The 18,866-nt window shown below is 44.6% G+C and carries 13 protein-coding genes; 8 read left to right on the top strand and 5 right to left on the bottom strand.

The features are described 5' to 3' along the window. Positions 1-838: 838 nt before the first annotated feature. Complete coding sequence (locus DRB05_RS03300) at positions 839-3,730, top strand: TonB-dependent receptor (protein WP_128725672.1); 2,892 nt, start codon at positions 839-841, stop codon at positions 3,728-3,730. 135 nt (positions 3,731-3,865) lie between these two features. Here the strand turns inward: DRB05_RS03300 and DRB05_RS03295 are convergent, their stop codons facing one another. Beyond that, positions 3,866-4,678, bottom strand: a complete 813-nt coding sequence (locus DRB05_RS03295) for a helix-turn-helix transcriptional regulator (RefSeq protein WP_128725671.1) — start codon at positions 4,676-4,678, stop codon at positions 3,866-3,868. An 80-nt stretch (positions 4,679-4,758) separates the two neighbouring features. On the opposite strand from DRB05_RS03295, the gene DRB05_RS03290 reads away from it, so the two are divergent. Then, positions 4,759-5,931 carry an MFS transporter gene (locus tag DRB05_RS03290; RefSeq protein ID WP_128725670.1) on the top strand — a complete coding sequence of 391 codons (1,173 nt, stop codon included), beginning with the start codon at positions 4,759-4,761 and terminating at the stop codon, positions 5,929-5,931. A gap of 33 nt (positions 5,932-5,964) precedes the next feature. Here DRB05_RS03290 and DRB05_RS03285 read toward each other — a convergent pair whose 3' ends face one another. Next, entirely contained in the window at positions 5,965-6,618 is a 654-nt protein-coding gene (locus DRB05_RS03285) for a S24 family peptidase (protein ID WP_128725669.1), read from the bottom strand. A gap of 274 nt (positions 6,619-6,892) precedes the next feature. Here DRB05_RS03285 and DRB05_RS03280 point away from each other — a divergent pair, with 274 nt between their 5' ends. Beyond that, a complete protein-coding gene (locus DRB05_RS03280) occupies positions 6,893-8,305 on the top strand; it encodes a glycosyl hydrolase family 18 protein (protein ID WP_128725668.1) in 1,413 nt (470 codons plus the stop codon). A 55-nt stretch (positions 8,306-8,360) separates the two neighbouring features. Here the strand turns inward: DRB05_RS03280 and DRB05_RS03275 are convergent, their stop codons facing one another. Beyond that, the gene (locus DRB05_RS03275; protein ID WP_128725667.1) at positions 8,361-10,403 is read right to left on the bottom strand and encodes a glycoside hydrolase family 97 protein; all 2,043 of its coding nucleotides are present in this window, start codon (positions 10,401-10,403) and stop codon (positions 8,361-8,363) included. Positions 10,404-10,595: 192 nt separating this feature from the next. On the opposite strand from DRB05_RS03275, the gene DRB05_RS03270 reads away from it, so the two are divergent. Continuing rightward, positions 10,596-11,243, top strand: a complete 648-nt coding sequence (locus DRB05_RS03270; protein WP_128725666.1) for a methylamine utilization protein — start codon at positions 10,596-10,598, stop codon at positions 11,241-11,243. Further along, the gene (locus DRB05_RS03265; RefSeq protein ID WP_128725665.1) at positions 11,224-12,465 is read left to right on the top strand and encodes a hypothetical protein; all 1,242 of its coding nucleotides are present in this window, start codon (positions 11,224-11,226) and stop codon (positions 12,463-12,465) included. Before DRB05_RS03270 ends, DRB05_RS03265 begins: the two co-directional genes overlap by 20 nt. 50 nt (positions 12,466-12,515) lie before the next feature. Here the strand turns inward: DRB05_RS03265 and sthA are convergent, their stop codons facing one another. Further along, on the bottom strand, positions 12,516-13,952 hold the full coding sequence (gene sthA, locus DRB05_RS03260) for a Si-specific NAD(P)(+) transhydrogenase (RefSeq protein WP_128725664.1): 1,437 nt from the start codon (positions 13,950-13,952) through the stop codon (positions 12,516-12,518). Positions 13,953-13,987: 35 nt separating this feature from the next. Further along, complete coding sequence (locus DRB05_RS03255; RefSeq protein ID WP_010374369.1) at positions 13,988-15,115, bottom strand: fatty acid desaturase; 1,128 nt, start codon at positions 15,113-15,115, stop codon at positions 13,988-13,990. 125 nt (positions 15,116-15,240) lie between these two features. On the opposite strand from DRB05_RS03255, the gene fabR reads away from it, so the two are divergent. From fabR to leuB, 3 genes are all read left to right on the top strand, one after another. Then, complete coding sequence (gene fabR / locus DRB05_RS03250; protein WP_128725663.1) at positions 15,241-15,891, top strand: HTH-type transcriptional repressor FabR; 651 nt, start codon at positions 15,241-15,243, stop codon at positions 15,889-15,891. Positions 15,892-16,239: 348 nt separating this feature from the next. Beyond that, positions 16,240-17,787: a 2-isopropylmalate synthase gene (gene leuA / locus DRB05_RS03245; protein ID WP_128725662.1), complete on the top strand. Its 1,548-nt coding sequence runs from the start codon at positions 16,240-16,242 to the stop codon at positions 17,785-17,787. Next, on the top strand, positions 17,784-18,860 hold the full coding sequence (gene leuB, locus DRB05_RS03240) for a 3-isopropylmalate dehydrogenase (protein WP_128725661.1): 1,077 nt from the start codon (positions 17,784-17,786) through the stop codon (positions 18,858-18,860). Before leuA ends, leuB begins: the two co-directional genes overlap by 4 nt. Positions 18,861-18,866 lie beyond the last annotated feature (6 nt).

Raw genomic sequence — 18,866 nt, 5'->3', positions numbered from 1 at the left:
ACCCACCGAGCTGTTGGGCTCCCCAAACAAAGAGAGTAAAACATCCTAGTTCGTAGCGAGCCAGGGCCTTATTAAAGATCGCGAGGTGAACTCGCTCCTACCACCGCATCAGTACTGAGCTGCATGGTCGGAGGTGGTTTACCCGCCGAGCTATTAGGCTTCCCAAACAAAAAGAATAAAACATCCTTCTTCGTAGCGAGCTAGGGCCTTATTAAAGAGCGCGAGGTGAACTCGCTCCTACCACCACATCAGCACTGAGCAGCGTGGTCGGAGGTGGTTTATCCGTCGAGCATTTAAAAGCATATTGTATCAGGTTAAGTCAGATTGATGTTGGGCGGCTTAGTTTATGTGGATGAGAGTTACGAATGTAGAATATTTTATTGAATAAAACAGGATAGTATTTAATTTAATGTTCTTGCTTTTAAGAGCTCATTACTATGTAAAGGTTTGTAGGTGTTGATGAGTGAGTGTTTTTTAATGATGCGGATATTCGCTCACTTTTTTAGTAGTTATTGAAACTTATTTATTTGGTGTAACTTTAAATAAATTGTTAATTTAATTTTGATTAGTTGATTTTTCAATTTGCTTATTTTCTTGGCTGTTAGAGTCGTTAGTTTTTAAAGTTAAAAAATAAAAAGAATACAGCTTTAACATCTTTGTGATTTTTAAAATGCTTTTTTCTCTTAAGTTTCCAATATTTGATTTTAAATTCAATTTAACTGCATAGTTATTTTTTGTATAATGGGGGAAAATTATCTTGATTTTTCTATTGTAAAAAAATAGTTTATTGATTGAGTTATAAATAATAATACTTATAAATGAAGGTATAAAGTAAGAGATGAAAAGAAGTAATCCAGTAATAAAGAGAACACCGGTGTTTTTTGCTGTCAGCTGCGCGCTTGCATCTATCTCGACAAGTGTACTTGCGGAGCAAGGCACTAACGTCGACGAAGTTGAGAAAATTCAGGTTACCGGGTCTCGTATACTGAGAGAAGGTGCGATAGCTCCTGCTCCGGTAACGGTAATTAGCGGTGAATCTTTACTATCGAGCGGTGTAACGAATATTGGTGAAGCGTTAAATGATTTGCCTGCACTTGCAAACACATACTCTCTAGCGAACGGCGGAAGACATATCGGTACTGCTGGATTGAGCATGCTAGATTTGCGTGGTATGGGTACTGCTAGAACCTTGGTACTTGTTGATGGTAAGCGTCACGTAGCAAGCAATCCTGGCTCTTCTGCAGTTGATGTAAACAATATTCCATCAAACTGGATTGAGCGTGTAGAAATCATTACTGGTGGCGCGTCTGCTGTATATGGTGCAGATGCTGTAACAGGTGTTGTTAACTTTATCTTGAAAAAAGACATTCAAGGGTTCGATCTAAGCGTATCGAAAGGTAGTGCTGAAGAAGGCCCTTATGAAAACGAAAAGTTCAGCCTGTCTTACGGTGTAGACTTTGATGGTGGTAAAGGTAATGTTGGTATCTCTGTTTCCCATGTGAAGCAAGATGGTATGACAGCTAAAGATAGGGCACAAACTCGCGCGCCTATCACTAGTGTGTCAAACCCAGCAGATAAAGATTATATAGACGAAAACGATAACTATGTTCACGATGGTGTACCTGATAGGCTCACTATTCCTAATGGCGGTTGGTTTGACGATGCTAAAGAAGGTAACTTCTATTTAGTAGAAAATGACCAAGATGTTTGGTATATCTTTAACCCAGATGGCAGTGTCAGACCTCAAAAACTTGGTACAACTTACAGCGATTACGGGAAGTGCTCTGGTGACTGTGACATTCTTGATTTAACTCGTTATACAGAACTACAACCCACTTTTGAAAATACCAATGTAAATATCAAAGCCAACTACGATATTACGACTGATATTAACGCATATGCTTCAGCTAAATATGTTAAATCAGAAGCTGATTCCATTGGTCAACCATCGTTTTTTGAGTATGGAAATAGTCGTGGAACAGGGGCGTTCATTATCAAACGCGATAATGCTTATATCCATGAATCACTTGCTCAATTGATGGATAGTAAAGGTGTGGAACAATTTGCAATGCACCGCTTTATGGAAGATGCAGGGCGTCGATATGAGTTTAATGAGCGTGAAACAACCCGATTTGTAGTTGGTGCAACGGGCGTGGTAGCAGAAGATTGGGACTTCGATGTTTCGGCTGTATATGGTAAAACAGAGACAACTCAGACTAATGCTGGTAATACGATTAAAGCACGTGTTAAACAGTCTGCAGATGCAATTAAGTTAGCAAACGGTGACATTGTCTGTCGTGATGTGGAAGCTCGTGCCGCAGGATGTGTGCCGACGAGCCTCTTTGGTTATGGTGCCGTGAGCGACGAGGCTGCCGCTTGGTTCAATACCACAAGTATTAGTGAATCCACCATCAAGCAAACAGTGTTCAACGCTAACATCAGTAATAGCGCCATCTATGAACTACCTGCTGGCTATGTTGGGGTATCTTTTGGTGTTGAATATCGTAAAGAAGAAAGCGATTCTTTACCTGACGCCTTCGCGGCAACAGGTGCAACATTCTTGACTGCAATCCAAGAGGAGCATGGAGACTTTACGGTAAGAGAAGCATTTACAGAGATTTCGATTCCATTACTATCTGATGTATTGCTAGCTCAGGACTTATCATTTGATTTGGCCGCACGTTTTGCCGACTACTCAACGATTGGTGATACTTTAAGCTGGAAAGCAGGTATCAACTGGACTGTGACAGATGAGTTGCGTATCCGTGCTACGAAGTCTCGGGCTATGCGAGCGCCAAATATTTCAGAACTTTATGGCCCAGTCAGTGAAACGTTCTTTAGTAGCATTACGGATCCTTGTCAAAAGGGAGAAGTACAGGATGCAAACCGTAGAGCAAACTGTGATGCGCTAGGGATCCCTGTAGATTTTGATGCTATAGCGACAGTTTCTTCTATTCCAGGATTATCTGGTGGTAACCCTGAATTAAAAGAAGAAGAGTCAGATAGTGTTACTTATGGTGTAGTGTACACTCCAGAGGCGATAGAAGGTTTCACCGTAACACTAGATTACTGGAAAATAGAAATTGACGACGCAATCGATGCGGTAGCTGGACAAGATATTCTAGACAAGTGTGTTGATTCACTTACAGGTATAGATAACCAATTCTGTGCTTTGATCACCCGCGATGCTGAAGGTGAGCTAAGAAATATTCGCTCAATTACACAAAACGTAGCAAAGCAAAGTGCTGAAGGTGTTGATTTCGAATTTGGTTACGACTTTGATCTACTTGAAGGGCGTATGACAACTAGCTTGATCGGTACTTACCTAATTAGTAGAAAAGAGTATCCATTCCAAGTTGACCCGACTGACTTTATTCAAAATGCTGGCACTGAGGGTGAAGCTGAGTGGCAGGCAATGCTTTCTCTTGGTTACAAAGTAGGTAATTGGCAGTTCGGTTCAAAGACTCGCTACTTAGATGAAGTAAGTCGATATACCGAGCAAGAATTAAAGCTCAATCCAGATCCAAATAGTTTGATGGGCTATGGTACCTATTTCATCACAGATATTCGTGGTGGTTACAGTTTCGAGAATGGCATTACGCTTGAATTAGGTGTCGACAACGTATTTGACAGAGACTTGCCTGGTTACACCACAGGAACTGGTGTTGGAACTGCGAGTTACGATAACATTGGTCGCATGTACTACGGTGCAATCACTTATCAATTCTAATTTGAATGCCATTAAGGCTTAAATATATAGTGTGAACATAAAAGGGTATACATCGGTATGCCCTTTTCTACATTAAGCTATGTATGGTCAGTGGATCAGTTGAGATACTGGCAATCGTAGTGATCTTGAAAGATGCTATTTCTTCAGGTATTGCCCCGGCGGTTTGCCAAAGACTTTTTTAAATGCATTGCTAAATGCAGCGGTAGACTCAAAACCCAAATATTCAGCTGCTTGTTGCTGAGAATATCCATCTTTCAACAGCTCAATCGCTTTGATAGCTCTTAATTTTTGGCGCCAATCACTGAACCCCATCATAAAGCATTTATGAAATAGGCGATTGAGTGTCCGGGTTGATGCGCCGACCTGTTCACTCCATGTTTCTAAACTTATTTTGCATCCTGGGTTATTGTGCAACTCCGTCACAATGGGCAAAATTCTTGCGTCTTGAGCACTTGGAATAAAAAAATGACAACTTGTAGCCGATGTTAGCCTATCAATAAAGACCGTAATAAATCGCTCTGTTTTTTCATCTAAATGGTACTCTTCCTGCCAAGTACAGATCTCCAGTATAAATTGCTTCAGGAGTTCATCTACCGCGATTAGCTTCGCTTTATTCCCTAGCAACTCAGTATATTTATTGTCGATATAGACACTACGAAAATCTCCACCGTAGCGACAATACGTTTCATGTGGAAGGCCTGGGGGGAGCCACAAAGCTTGGTCGGGAGGGATCACGAAAGTGCCTTCAGGAGTCACAATTGTGATGACTCCATTACTTGTATATGCAAGCTGCCCCCATTCATGTTGGTGCCGCTGAACATGCTCCCACTCTGCTTTTTTTACCGCTCTTGGCAGGATTGGTCGGCCAAGCGTTGGCTTTAAGAAGCGTTTATATTTGGGCTGAATACGCCAAGGAGAAGTTGTCTGCTTTGATAAAGAACTTGGCATAATTATGTATATCAGAAATCAACGTATGGCCATATTATAGCCATAACTTTTTAATAGTTGTGCTTTATGTGGAGATAATCATGAAGAATGCTTCTCAAGGATGGCAAAGTCCTTTTAATTTCTTAGTGCTCGCTACTGTAGTTATGGCCGTCACGTTTGCAGGTTGGATGGCCATGCTCAATAACTTTGCGATTGAAGCCGCAAACTTCAACGGCGCTAATATGGGAATGTTGCAATCCCTGCGTGAGATCCCCGGATTTTTAGCGTTTACAGCGGTATTTGTTTTATTGGTGTTAAAGGAGCAGACCTTCGCACTGATCAGTTTATGTTTGTTATCGCTTGGTGTCGCCATTACGGGCTTGTTGCCTACTATTTATGGTTTGTATGCAACCACAGTGTTAATGTCGATAGGTTTTCACTATTTTGAGACGTTGAACCAATCACTCAGCTTACAATGGTTTAATAAAGATGAAGCACCTGCCAAACTGGGTATCTTGCTCTCTATTAAATCCATTGCTTCTTTAATCACCTATGCGTTGATATGGTTGGGTTTTAGCTACTTCTCTGCAGATTATCAGTGGATGTATCTGCTTATTGGAGGGGTTGGCTTTATCATTGCGCTATTTATGTTTATCGGCTTTCCAACCTTTGAAATGCATACTACGCAACATAAAAAGCTTATTTTGAGAAAAGAGTACAGCCTATATTACGCCTTGATTTTCTTCTCAGGCGCGAGAAGACAAATATTTATGGTGTTTGCGGGTTTCTTAATGGTAGAAAAGTTTGGTTTTGATGTTGCACAGATCACCGCGCTTTACATGTTGAATCATTTGATAAACATATTTGTCGCTCCCAAGATTGGTAAAATGATTGGGCATATTGGTGAGCGTAAAACCCTGACAATCGAATATGTGGGACTAATTTTTGTATTTATTGGTTACGCATTGGTAGAGTCAGCAAGCTTTGCAGCCGCGCTTTATGTCATCGACCATCTGTTTTTTGCGATGGCTATTGCACTCAAAACTTATTTTCAAAAAATTGCTCGTCCAGAAGACATTGCAGCAACAGCTGGGGTTAGCTTTACCATTAACCATATTGCAGCAGTAGTGATCCCTGCAAGCTTTGGCTTAGTGTGGCTATACGATCAATCCTTAGTATTTTACTTTGGTGCTGCGCTTGCAGTGTGCTCATTGGTGTTGAGCCAATTTGTGAATACAGCAAATGTGCAGGAAAAGCTGGCTAAATCAGTGTGATGCTAGAGCATCACACGGAAGTGACGTTGCAGTTTAGATACTGCGACCACACCAAACCACACGCCCTGCAATGCCGTGACTGTCGGCATTATCAGCGGTGATCTCCCAGCTCAGGTAATCAGGGTTATCACTGATCACTTTGAGTTGACTGTGCTTTTGTTGCACTCGCTTAGCCATGAGACCCTCTTCTGTTTGAATGATATAAACCGCATTTTTACTAGGCTGATTCTGTGAGAGGTCAACGAGTACCATGTCGCCGTCTAGCAACGTGGGCTGCATACTATCACCACGGATAGAGACAAAGGCGAGCTTCTCTGAATACACGCCAAGATGGGAGTTTAGCCAACGACGGTTGAGTGCAAACTGCTCGGTGACTTCCTCATGACCTATTACACTACCCATACCTGCACTAGCCTCAATATCAAGTTTAGGTATGAAGGTAAGTTCATCTTTAAACTGACCTTGTGGGTTATCTATGGGTTGTTCACCGGTAAGCAACCAGTTCAGATCAACTGCAAATAGGCTATAAAGGTGCTCAAGATATATCATTGAAGGGCGACTTAAGCCGCGACAAATACGGTAAATATGGGAAGGGGATTTACCTGTTAGCTGGGCAAATTGGCGCTTATTGCCGCCTGCAAATTGCTCTACTAAGGTTACAAATCGTCTTGAAAATGCCGTACTCATCTCTTAATTATTCTCTTTATAGCGCCTAAACCCGCAAGCATACTGAGCTAAGCCTTATCTGTACAGTCTCGCTGCATTAGTTGGACATTTTATAAACGAGCATAATCGAGGATGAGAAATGAGCCTAAAGAGAGGGAGCTATTTCATTAGACTAAGGTCGTAGAGAGTTGAGTTGTACGAAATTTGTCCATGCTGGTAGGCTAGAATCGCAAGTTAACATTTATTTAAACTCGGCACGACTTGCTTTAGCCGGCAAACAACATGGAAAAAGGTAATGAAATATACAAATTTATTAATTGCACTTCCGCTCTTGGGCGCGATGGAAGTTGCACTGGCGGTTGACTGTAGCAACTTAACGCAATGGCAATCACAGCAAGTATATACAGGTGGCGACGCAGTCACTTATCAATCAACTAAATACACCGCGAAATGGTGGACACAAAACCAAAACCCTGTGCAAAATTCCAATACTTATGATGTCTGGCAAGCCAATGGCAGTTGTGATCCGGTAACGCCATTGCCCCAAGTTTCGGTCACCTCTCCAAGCAGTAACGCACGAGTGCTAGTGGGTTCATCAGTTAGCCTTGCGGCGGCAGTAAGTCATCCGCAAAACATGGCAATCGACAGTGTTGAGTTCTATCTCGATGGCACGCTGGTCGCCTCTGATAATAGTTCGCCTTATGAGGTGATGTGGCAAGCGCAGGGGCTAGGTAATCGCGCATTAACCGTCTATGCAACTGATGTGTCTGGGGCACGAGGTGAATCGAGTGCGGTGAACTTCAGTGTCGTGTCTGACGAGGTTCCTCCTGGGGATCCTAATTTTAAAATTGTCGGCTACTTCCCAAGTTGGCAGGGTACAGTGAGTGATATTCAGTTTGATAAACTCACCCATATCAATTACTCATTTTTACTACCCAATGCAGATGGCACACTGAGACCGCTTGAAAATTTAAGCAAAATGACAGCGCTAGTAAATTCGGCTCATGCTAATAATGTGAAAGTGGGAATTGCCATTGGTGGCTGGAATGGCGGTGACGATAGTGCATTTGAGACATTCGCCAGCTCACAGCAAGGTAGAGCCCGCTTCGTGCAAGAGGTCATCGCGTTTGTAGAGCAGCATAATCTAGATGGTGTTGATATGGATTGGGAGTACCCAGATCCTGGCGCTTCGGCAAATAACTATGCATTACTGATGAAGGAACTAAGCGTTGAGTTACGCGCCAGAGGTAAATTCTTGACGGCAGCCGTGGTGGCGCTTGGCTATACCGGTGGTGGTGTGTTGGAATCTGTATTCCAAGATATCGACTTTTTAAATTTGATGGCGTACGACGCGAACAATACTGATCATGCGTCTATGCAATACGCCAAAGACTCAATTGCTTACTGGCAAGGCCGTGGGCTTAGTAAAGAAAAAACGGTATTAGGCGTACCATTTTATGCAAGACCTACTTGGAAAGCGTATCGCACCTTACTGCAAGAGAACCCTGCCAATGCCTGTCGTGATAGTGATGGTAGTAGCTACTACAATGGTATTCTGACGATCCGCGCAAAAACACAGTACGCTAAGCTCAATGCCGGTGGCATTATGAATTGGGAGTTATCCCATGACAGTAATGGCCCTGCGTCGCTATTAACGGCGAAATGGGAAGTCGCAAATGGTGTAACACCAAGCTATCAATGTCAGTAACGCTCAGTGATAATTTAGAACGGTGGCCACCCTACATAGGGTGACCACTCTTTGGTTATAGCGCTTTGAAACGAATAGCAACACCGCCGCCAGCAGCCAGTTTTAATGTGAGCTTGTCGGCACTTGTTACCTTTTTACGGTAAATATTCATTTCATACGGGTTTTGTTTCCATTCGGCTTTATCACCGTCCGCGTAGATTTGCGCTTCAAAGGTCTTGCCGGGCTCAAGGAAATCTAAAGTAACAGGAATTTCTCTCGCTTCCTCGTCAGTTACTGCGCCCAAGAACCAGTCATTACCACTATATTGTTTATGCTTGCGCTCCTTTCTGGCAAAGACAACATAATCACCTACTTCTCCTGCGAGTGCGATACTGTGTTCCCAGTCGGTGGGTACGTCTTTAATAAACTGAAAAGCGTCTGGCTTAGCGAGGTAGTTCTCTGGCAAATCGGCCGCCATTTGAATTGGACTATAAAGTACAACATAAAGCGCTAATTGTTTGGCGAGGGTGGTTTGTGGGCGGTTGGTTTTATCACCAAGGCCATTGAAGCCCATGTCAAAAATACCCGGAGTAAAGTCCATAGGACCTGCTAACATGCGGGTAAAGGCAAGCATTGGTACATGCTCCGGTGGGTTTGGTGGCGTGCCCCATGCGTTGAACTCTTGCCCTCTTGCACCTTCTCTCGCGATCCAGTTTGGATAGGTACGACGCAGGCCGGTATCTTTGATTGGTTCATGTGTATTGATACTGATCTTGTGCTTGGCCGCAAGTTTGACATTGTCTAAGTACTCATTTGCCATAAATTGACCGTCGTGCCATTCGAATCTGGCATTGCCCTCGGCATCAATGCGTTTGATGTTGCCACCATCGGCTACGTAACCGGTTTTAACTTGGCGAACGCCTGCTTTTTCGTAGAGTGCGAAAGCCGCCTCCATTTGATTGCGATAGTTGCTGACGTTACCTGAAGTCTCGTGATGACCAATTAGGCGTGCACCTACTCTTTCTCCGTGCTTGGCTACTTCATCAATATTAAAGTCAGCATAGGCGTCGGTAAAGCTAAAGACATCACCGTTGAAGAACCAGTCGCCATCCCAGCCTATGTTCCAACCTTCAACTAATACTCCATCAAAGCCATTGTCAGCGGCAAAGCTCAAATATTCTTTAGTACGCCCTGTAGTCGCTCCATGCTTCTCGCCGCTGCCCCAGGTATTTTTGTTGATGTGCATGCCCCACCAAATGCCGATGTATTTACCCGGCTCAACCCAAGATACATCACCTAGCTTATTTGGTTCGTTGAGGTTTAAAATAAGGTGGGAGTTCAGCAAGTCGGTGGCTTCATCGCCTATTTGCAAGGTGCGCCAAGGTGTATTGAACTTACCATTGGTTTTGACTGCAACGCCATCTGACCAAGGTGTTAGATCGGCAACAAATGTGCCTGGACGACGTTGGTTTAAGGTCATGCCGGCATAGTCAATTAGAGCCGCTTCATGGACACTGATATGAACTCCGTCTTGATTCTTTAAGGTAAACGGGGTGTGCACATGTGGGGCATCGTGCAGTGGTGTGGTGTTGTATACATATTCATAGCGATTCCAGCCACGAGCAGGGATCCACCACGCGGTACTTTTATCACTTTGTGCAAAGGCGAATTCGGTCAATTCTCTGGTGATATTAAGCGCTTGATTTTGAGCAACCTCATAGCGAAAGCCGACACCGTCATCAAATACTTTTACACGCACAGTATATTGCGGCGATTTGTCTGTCTGCTTAGCAAAGGTGACAGCAAGCTCATTGTGCTTATCTTGGATCACTCGGGCTTCACCCCAAGGCTGTTGCCAACTGCTATCGACGCTATTACGCTGATGTGTAGTGATACTTAAGCCATCGCGCATCGATGCAGCTGTTGCGAAATCAAAACCAAGTTTAGATGGTTGAATAATGGTTTTGTCGTTAAAGCTGATTTGGTAGGACGGTTGGCTGTTATCATCACTCAAGGTAAAAGTGATTTTGCCATCTGGCGAACTCACAGCTAAAGATGCGGCAAAGCTCGTAGTCGTAAACAAGCTTAATCCGATCAGGGAAAGTGACATGAGGCGCATAGTTTTTCCTTCTTGTTGTCGGCACTAAAATTCGTGTTCTTTTGCACATAGGCTAAGCTTACTGTTGTATGCTAATGTTCACGTAAAAGTTGCATACGTATTCATGCTGTAAATGCGATGAATGTAATAATTATTCCGCTCGGTCTAGTGTAGACAAGCTAAGAAAAATAATAAGGATAGGTTGAACTGCTTATGCTAAACCTAACAATTTTTGGACGTATTGCTGTTGTGATGGCAATGCTACAAGTCAGCTCAGTCAATGCCCTTGAAGTGCAAATTGTCGATGCTGATAAACAACCACTCGCGAATGCCGCGGTGTGGTTGCAAGGAGATGGCTTTGATAACAAAAGAACGACGCTAGATTATAAGATGGAACAAAAGGATAAAGCGTTTGTGCCACATATTTTGATGGTGCAAGCAGGCACACAAGTCTCGTTTCCAAATTTAGATCCCATTCTCCATCACGTCTATTCGTTCTCTGCTGCAAAGCCGTTCGAGCTTAAGTTGTATCGCGATGACCCGAAACAGGTATTATTTGATCAAACCGGTGTGGTTGAGCTTGGCTGCAATATTCACGATTGGATGCTGGGTTATATTGTGGTTGTGGATAGCCCATTATTTGCGGTAACGGATAGTAGCGGTAAAGTATCGATCGACCTAGGTGCTCAGCAAGCCAGCGCACTAAAGCTGAATGTATGGCATGAAAGATTCGAAAATATAGACAAAATAGAACAGTATCCGCTTTCCGTCGTGAACAACACTCAAGTAATTACCTATCAAATTAAGCAAACACTAGTTGCTCCACTTCAGGATTTCTCCGATGGCTTCGATGATTACTAAGCTGAGCGCCGCTCTGGCATTATTCGCGATAGGGCAAGCAGGTGCCGTCGAGGTTTCTGGGCAAGGGCAACTGCAAACGACTTGGCAGCATGATGATAATCGTAAAGCTTGGTATCAGCCTGGATGGGGCGTTACGCGTTTTGGGAAAGGGGAGTCAGATATTACGCTTAGCCGTGGCGCTATTGATTGGCGTGTAGATTTTGCCAGCGCTTGGTCTTTGCATGGGGTAACACAGTATGTGCCAGACCCAGATGACAAGCTCGGCTTTACTGAACTGTATTTGCAGTACCGAACACTGCCTAAAAATGGTCGCCGCTTTATTGTTCGAGCGGGCGGCTTTTATCCGAAGTTTTCTATTGAGAACCCAGACATTGGCTGGTCATCACCCTATACATACCAGTATTCGGCCATCAACGCTTGGATAGGTGAGGAAGTGCGAGTATTTGGAGGTGAAGTCGCGATTGAGCAGCCGCAGACGCGTCGTAGCCGCGGTCAGGGGTTCAAAGCTGTGTTTGGTGTTTTTAAGGGGAATGATCCGGCTGGCACTTTACTCGCATGGCGAGGCTTTACCGTGCATGATAGGCAGTCGGTGTTTAACGAAAGTCTCCCCTTTGCCGCGGTGGAGTCGTTGAACACACCTCAGCTACAACATCAAGCTCAGCATGTTGAACCGTTTTCTGAAGTAGATGGCCGATTTGGTTATTATCTTGGGTATCATCGCGACTTTTCAAACCGCAGTGAGATCAATGTTTATTGGTACGATAATAATGGCGATCCAAGTAAGATCAACTACCGAACTGGGCAGTATGCGTGGGACACTAAATTTATTAGTGCAGCTTGGCGTTACAAGTTAACCCCGCAGACGCATATACTCGCACAAGGCATGCTGGGTAATACCGCCATGGGTGTTAATCGCGGCGTTGATAATGACTTTAATAGTTGGTTTTTGTTACTCACACATCAGCGCGATGAGTGGCGCTTTTCCATACGGGGGGAGCAGTTCAAAGTTATCGACAAAGATGATTGGCAGTTCGACCCAAACCAAAGTGATGGCCATGCACTGACCGCTACAGTGAAATATCAAATTAATAGCAATTGGTTGGTGGGCGGTGAATTTTTGAATCTGAAAACCACAGTTGCAAATCGCGAGGCCTTTAACGGAAAGCCTAAGCAAAGCGATAATGTGTGGCGACTCAGCGCGGAGTATCGTTTTAATTTATAGCAATAAGCGTGACACCCAAGGTATCACGCTTATCCATGCCATACGATGCGTTAATCCAATAGACGATTAATGCCGTTTAATGCTGCAACGCGATAGGCTTCGGCCATTGTTGGATAGTTAAAGGTAGTATTAATAAAGTACTCGATATTATTACCCGTTCCTTTTTGTTCCATAATGGCTTGGCCGATATGGATGATCTCGGATGCACGTTCACCAAAGCAGTGAATACCTAATATCTCTTTGGTTTCTGCATGGAACAATATTTTCAAGCTACCGACTTCAGTGCCGGTGATCTGTGCACGAGCCAAATGTTTAAACTGGGCACGGCCCACTTCATAGGGAATGCGCGCAGCGGTGAGTTCTTGCTCGGTTTTACCAACAGAGCTCATTTCTGGAATGGTGTAAATGCCGGTAGGGATATCGGTTATCAAACGATCATCACAGGCTCCATGCACAATCGCATTGGCCGCAATACGCCCTTGATCGAACGCTGCGCTTGCTAGGCTTGGATAGCCAATCACATCTCCTACTGCGAAAATATTATCCACTTCAGTTTGGTAGTGTTCGTTGACTTTAAGCTGGCCGCGGCTATCAGCCTTTAGGCCTACGCTTGCAAGGTTGAGTGTTTCGGTATTACCGGAGCGGCCATTTGCCCATAAAATGCAGTCTGCGCGTACTTTCTTGCCAGACTGTAGATGCACAATAACCCCTTTGTCATGAGTCTCTACTTTCGCAAACTCTTCGTTATGGCGAATAACAATGCCATTATTCCAAAAGTGGTAACTGAGTGCGTCAGAGATCTCGGCATCCATGAAGGCCAATAAGCGGTCGCGGGTGTTGATAAGGTCCACCTTTGCGCCCAGTCCTTTAAAGATTGAGGCATATTCACAGCCTATGACCCCTGCGCCGTATATCAATACGCGCTGAGGATTATGCTCAAGGCTTAAAATAGTGTCGCTGTCGTAGACGCGAGGATGGTTAAAATCAACGCCTGGTGGGCGGTATGGGCGCGAGCCTGTGGCGATTACAATGGTTTTGGCGGTGAGTAGTTCTTGCGAACCATCTTGATGGATGATTTGTACCGTATTTGCGTCAACGAAACTGGCATCGCCTTGAAACAAGTGGATGCGGTTACGACCATAAAAGCTAGAACGTAATGTTGACTGTTTTGAGATCACATCACTAGCATGGTGCAAAATATCTTGAAAGGTATGGCGCTGCGGGCGCTCAGTAAAACGATAAAGTGGATTCGCTTTATACTCAATTAAACGACTGACAGAATGGCGAAGCGCTTTTGAGGGAATGGTGCCCCAGTGCACGCAGCCACCGCCAACTGCATGCTGGCGTTCGATAACCGCGACTTTCTTACCACTTTTAGAGAGGTTCATGGCGGCGCCTTCGCCGCCAGGTCCGGTGCCTATAATAATGGCATCGTATTGATAGGATTGTGGAACAGTTTCGGTTTTTTCTACAGCTTTTTTGCTCACGGCCTCACCCCTTTAGTTATTGAGGCCGCTGAACATTATGCCGTTTTCAGTAGCCTCGAATTTAGTGCAATCCAAGCTTGTTTTTGGCTTTCCCAAGCTTGTTCTAGCTCTTTATATTGTTGCATCAGTGCGGAATGTTCGCACTGTGCAAGTACTGCTTCTTTCTTCGCTTCGAGTACCTGTTTCTGCACAGTACAGTAGTTTTGAAGCTTTTTAAGAAGTAAATCATACTCTTGTTGTAACAATGTAAGCTTATCTTGCGCTAAAGGCAATTTTGCGAGACTGACTTTAGTCTTATTCAATAAGGTCTCCGCCTTAGCTTTTTCAATGCGTTCAACCGGGGTGCGTTTTAGCTTACTGGCAAGGCCCAGTGCTGCAAAAGTGCGGATCAGCCATTTAGTTGGGTCATAGTGATACCAGCGAATACCATTACGGTAGTCGCTCGCAAAAATATGATGGAAGTTATGATAGCCTTCACCGTAAGTGAATAGAGCTAGCAAGCCATTGTCTCGCGCGGTATTTTTTTCGGTGTAAGGACGACTACCCCAAATGTGCGCCAGTGAATTGATAAAGAAAGTAAAATGTTGACTGAGTACGAGTCTGAGTACGCCTGCAAGTAACAACATACCAAACACATTTCCGAGTAATAAACCTAGCACTAACGGGATGCCGATATTTGTAAGTAATACCAATTTCATATAGTGCTTGTGTTGCCACATCACGATAGGGTTACGTTGTAAGTCTCTGGCGTTATTATAATCACCGTAAGTCTCGCCTTGATAATCTCTTAGCATCCAACCGATATGGCTATACCAGAAGCCTCGTGTTGCGGCGTACGGATCTTTTACTGGGTCATCGACTTGGCCGTGGTGCACACGGTGATCGCTACTCCAATGTAATATACTGTTTTGTAACGCGAATGCGCCACCCAACGCAAAAATAACTTGAATCACAGGGTGGGCGTCATAGGCTTTATGCGCCCATAAGCGGTGATATCCAGCGGTGATCGACAGGCCGGCGTAAAACATACAGGCAACAAAAGCTACCCAGTGGCTGGTGGTATAGCCGTATTCAAAGCCATACCAAGGCACCAAAGTGATCGCAGCTAAAAACGACAAGCTAAAGAACAGCACATTGGTCCATAAAATGGGTGGTTTTTTCATCAATTAATCTCAAAATCTAATTTCAGCGTACAACTGTACGCTAAAATAGTATTTCATTCTTGCTGCGTCAAGGTTTAGACTGCGGTTTATTGTTCTTATTTTTCGAAGCGAATTGGGGAAAGTCCATGGCTGGTGTACGCGCTCAACAAAAACAGAAGACCCGTCAAGCGCTTATCGAAGCGGCATTTAATCAACTAAGTGCTGAGCATAGTTTCTCGAATTTAAGCCTGCGTGAAGTCGCAAGAGAGGCGGGTATCGCACCTACCTCTTTTTATCGTCATTTTAAGGATATGAACGAGCTCGGGCTGACTATGGTAGATGAAGCGGGTTTAACCTTGCGACAATTAATGCGACAAGCAAGGCGTCGCATCGCTAAAGGTGGTAGCGTGATCAATACTTCTGTGCACACCTTTATGGAATTTATTGAGCAGTCGAGCAACCAATTTCGTTTATTACTGCGTGAACGTTCGGGTACTTCCCCTGCGTTTCGTGCCGCCGTGGCTAGAGAAATCAAACATTTTATCTTAGAGCTTGCTCATTATCTTGAAACAGAAACGGGAGTAGATACCCATCACGCCCACATGCAAGCTGAAGCAATGGTCACCTTAGTATTTAGCTCTGGTGCTGAGGCTTTGGATCAAGATCCCCCACAACGCGCTGAATTGACCGAGCGTTTGAAGTGGCAGTTGCGGTATATCGCAAAAGGTGCCTCTGGTTATGCAAAACATCCAGAACCAATAAAAAATAGCCTAAATTGGCTATTTTTTTATTGGTAATTAAAATTCAAAATTATCCTGCTCATTTCATATCCTATCTGTGTTCACTCCTAATCTTGAAATATATTTTCTAAATCTGGTGTTTTTTTAATTTAAATTGCCAATAAATTGAGGTTTGAACTCTGTTTTTGGGATAATTTATGCTTGATTGTCGCTTTTAAAGCATGTTAAAACATAACCAATTCATCAACAGGAACACTTAGCTCAATGAAAATGACTGCGCGTATTTCACTCCTTCTTAACCTCCTACTGGTAAACCAGAGGGGTGGGGTGTAATTGCGCAAATTGAGCGACATTTACTGTAGACACCCCGCACTTGCGGGGTTTTTTTTGGCTGAGGATAAGGGTATGCAAGATAAAGTCTGGATTTTCGATACAACATTAAGGGACGGTGAGCAGGCGTTAAAAGCCAGCTTAACAGAAGAAGATAAAATACAGCTGGCGCATACCATTAGTCGTCTCTGTGTGGATGTCATGGAAGTGGGTTTTCCAGTATCAAGTCCGGCGGATTTTCGTGCGGTACAACGCATTGCCGCCGAGGTAAAAGGTCCAGCGATTTGTGGCCTTGCGCGTGCGGTTAGTAAAGATATCGACGCGTGTGGTGAAGCTCTTAAAGGCGCTGAGCAGCGCCGCATTCACACTTTTATTGCAACCAGCCCTCTGCACCTAGAACATAAGTTAAGAATGAGTCTAGATGATGCGACTAACATGGCGATTAAGGCCATTTCTCAAGCCAGAAAGTACACTGATGATGTTGAGTTTTCATGTGAAGATGCTGGCCGTACGCCACACGCTGATCTGTGTCGTATTGTCGAAGCGGCAATTAATGCCGGTGCATCTACGATTAACTTGCCTGATACCGTAGGTTACGTCACGCCAGACGAGTATGCAGCGATGATTTACCATATTCGTAATAATGTGCCTAACATCGACAAAGCCAGACTAAGCGTCCATTGTCACAATGATTTAGGGCTTGCGGTGGCAAACTCAATCGCGGCGGTACAAGCCGGTGCAAGACAAATCGAATGTACTATCAATGGTATTGGTGAGCGTGCTGGTAACTGCTCACTAGAAGAGGTGGCGATGATCATGAAGATGCGCCAAGACCACCTAAAAGTACATACCGATATTCGTAGCGAAGAGATTTATCGCGCGTCGCGCCAAGTTGCTAAAATCTGCAATATGCCGGTGCAGCCAAACAAGGCAATTGTGGGTGAAAATGCCTTTGCACATAGCTCGGGTATTCACCAAGACGGCGTCTTAAAAGCACAAAATACCTATGAAATCATGGCACCAGAAACCGTTGGCGTGCCGAGTAATCAGTTAAATATGACTTCACGCTCTGGCCGACATGTTATCGAGCATCGTCTTACCGAGCTTGGCTATCAGAAATCGGATTACGATATGGATAGCCTGTATGAAAGCTTCTTGGCGTTAGCCGATCAAAAGGGCACGGTTTACGACTATGACCTTGAAGCGATGATTTATTTCAACCAAATCAAAGATAAAGACGAGCGCTACCAATTACAGTTCGTCAATGCATCTTCTAACTCTCAATCTATCGCGAGCGCGACTGTGGGGATTGCCTTGAATGGTGAGCTTAAGCAAGAAGCGGCAACCGGCAACGGTCCTGTGGAAGCGGCGTTTGTAGCTATCGAGCGTATCACTGGCATGGCGGTGGAAGTGGTGGAATATAACCTTGATGCGACGGGTAAAGGGGCAAGTTCACTGGGCCAAGTCGATATTATTGCCAAGTTTGATGGTAAGCAATATCACGGTGTGGGACTTGCGGCCGACATCGTCGAAGCGTCAGTGAGAGCCATGATCCGAGTATATAACCTAATTGATAGAGCACAAAAAGTGTCTAGCCTAAAACAACAAAGGAAAGCAGGATGAGTCAAGCAAACTACAAAATCGCAGTACTAGCTGGAGATGGAATTGGTCCAGAAGTGATGCAAGCCGCTGAGCTGGTATTAGATAAAGTGGCGACTAACTTCAACTTTGCTTTAGAAAAATCACCACAAGCGATTGGTGGTGCGGCCATAGACCAATTTGGCGAAGCCTTACCCGCAGCGACATTAGCCGCGTGTGAAGCCGCTGATGCGATTCTGTTTGGCTCTGTGGGTGGGCCTAAGTGGGAGCACTTACCACCAAATGAGCAACCAGAGCGGGCATCCTTATTACCGCTTAGAAAGCACTTTCAGCTATTTTGTAATCTGCGTCCTGCGCAGCTATTACCCGCATTGAGTGCAGCCTCTCCACTACGCAGTGACATTAGCCAGCAAGGTTTTGATATTTTATGCGTTCGTGAGCTTACTGGCGGGATTTATTTTGGCGAAAAAGGTCGCCAAGGAGAGGGCGAAAGCGAGTCGGCGTTTGATACGCAAACCTATTCGCGTAAAGAAATCGAACGCATCGCCCGTTTTGCTTTTGATGCGGCGAGACTTAGAAGCAATCATGTGACGTCTGTAGATAAAGCCAACGTGCTGGCAACCAGTGTACTGTGGCGTGAAGTGGTCAATGAAGTCGCAAAAGAATACCCAGATGTGACGCTTGATCACATCTATATCGACAACGCTGCGATGCAGTTGGTAAAGCAACCAAGCCAGTTTGATGTGCTACTGTGCGACAACCTGTTCGGTGACATCCTTTCTGATGAATGTGCAATGATCACCGGTTCCATGGGGTTATTACCATCGGCAAGTCTAAACCAATCGGGCTTTGGCTTATATGAGCCAGCGGGCGGCTCAGCACCAGATATCGCCGGCAAAGGGGTGGCAAACCCAATCGCACAAATTTTAAGTGCCGCGCTGATGCTACGTTATTCATTGGGGCAGGATGAAGCGGCACGCGCAATTGAAAAGGCAGTAGCAGAGGCGGTGAAAGATGGTGTAGGTACACCGGATATCTATCCTCAAGCAGGATTTACTACTATGGATGTCGCGCAAGCGATCGTCGACAGGGTTTAATAAAGG

Origin of the sequence: Pseudoalteromonas sp. A757 (assembly GCF_004103285.1) — a bacterium.
Lineage (GTDB): Bacteria > Pseudomonadota > Gammaproteobacteria > Enterobacterales > Alteromonadaceae > Pseudoalteromonas > Pseudoalteromonas galatheae.
Note: the sequence above shows the minus strand (reverse complement) of the source record. Positions and strands in the feature narration are given on the sequence as shown.

Bases quoted from the DNA above. Each gene is read 5' to 3' on its own strand.
- fabR (WP_128725663.1), top strand. From the start codon at position 15,241: ATGGCTGGTGTACGCGCTCAACAAAAACAGAAGACCCGTCAAGCGCTT.
- DRB05_RS03295 (WP_128725671.1), bottom strand. From the start codon at position 4,678: ATGCCAAGTTCTTTATCAAAGCAGACAACTTCTCCTTGGCGTATTCAG.
- DRB05_RS03275 (WP_128725667.1), bottom strand. From the start codon at position 10,403: ATGCGCCTCATGTCACTTTCCCTGATCGGATTAAGCTTGTTTACGACT.
- DRB05_RS03285 (WP_128725669.1), bottom strand. From the start codon at position 6,618: ATGAGTACGGCATTTTCAAGACGATTTGTAACCTTAGTAGAGCAATTT.
- DRB05_RS03265 (WP_128725665.1), top strand. From the start codon at position 11,224: ATGGCTTCGATGATTACTAAGCTGAGCGCCGCTCTGGCATTATTCGCG.
- DRB05_RS03280 (WP_128725668.1), top strand. From the start codon at position 6,893: ATGAAATATACAAATTTATTAATTGCACTTCCGCTCTTGGGCGCGATG.
- leuA (WP_128725662.1), top strand. From the start codon at position 16,240: ATGCAAGATAAAGTCTGGATTTTCGATACAACATTAAGGGACGGTGAG.
- DRB05_RS03290 (WP_128725670.1), top strand. From the start codon at position 4,759: ATGAAGAATGCTTCTCAAGGATGGCAAAGTCCTTTTAATTTCTTAGTG.
- leuB (WP_128725661.1), top strand. From the start codon at position 17,784: ATGAGTCAAGCAAACTACAAAATCGCAGTACTAGCTGGAGATGGAATT.
- DRB05_RS03270 (WP_128725666.1), top strand. From the start codon at position 10,596: ATGCTAAACCTAACAATTTTTGGACGTATTGCTGTTGTGATGGCAATG.
- DRB05_RS03300 (WP_128725672.1), top strand. From the start codon at position 839: ATGAAAAGAAGTAATCCAGTAATAAAGAGAACACCGGTGTTTTTTGCT.
- DRB05_RS03255 (WP_010374369.1), bottom strand. From the start codon at position 15,115: ATGAAAAAACCACCCATTTTATGGACCAATGTGCTGTTCTTTAGCTTG.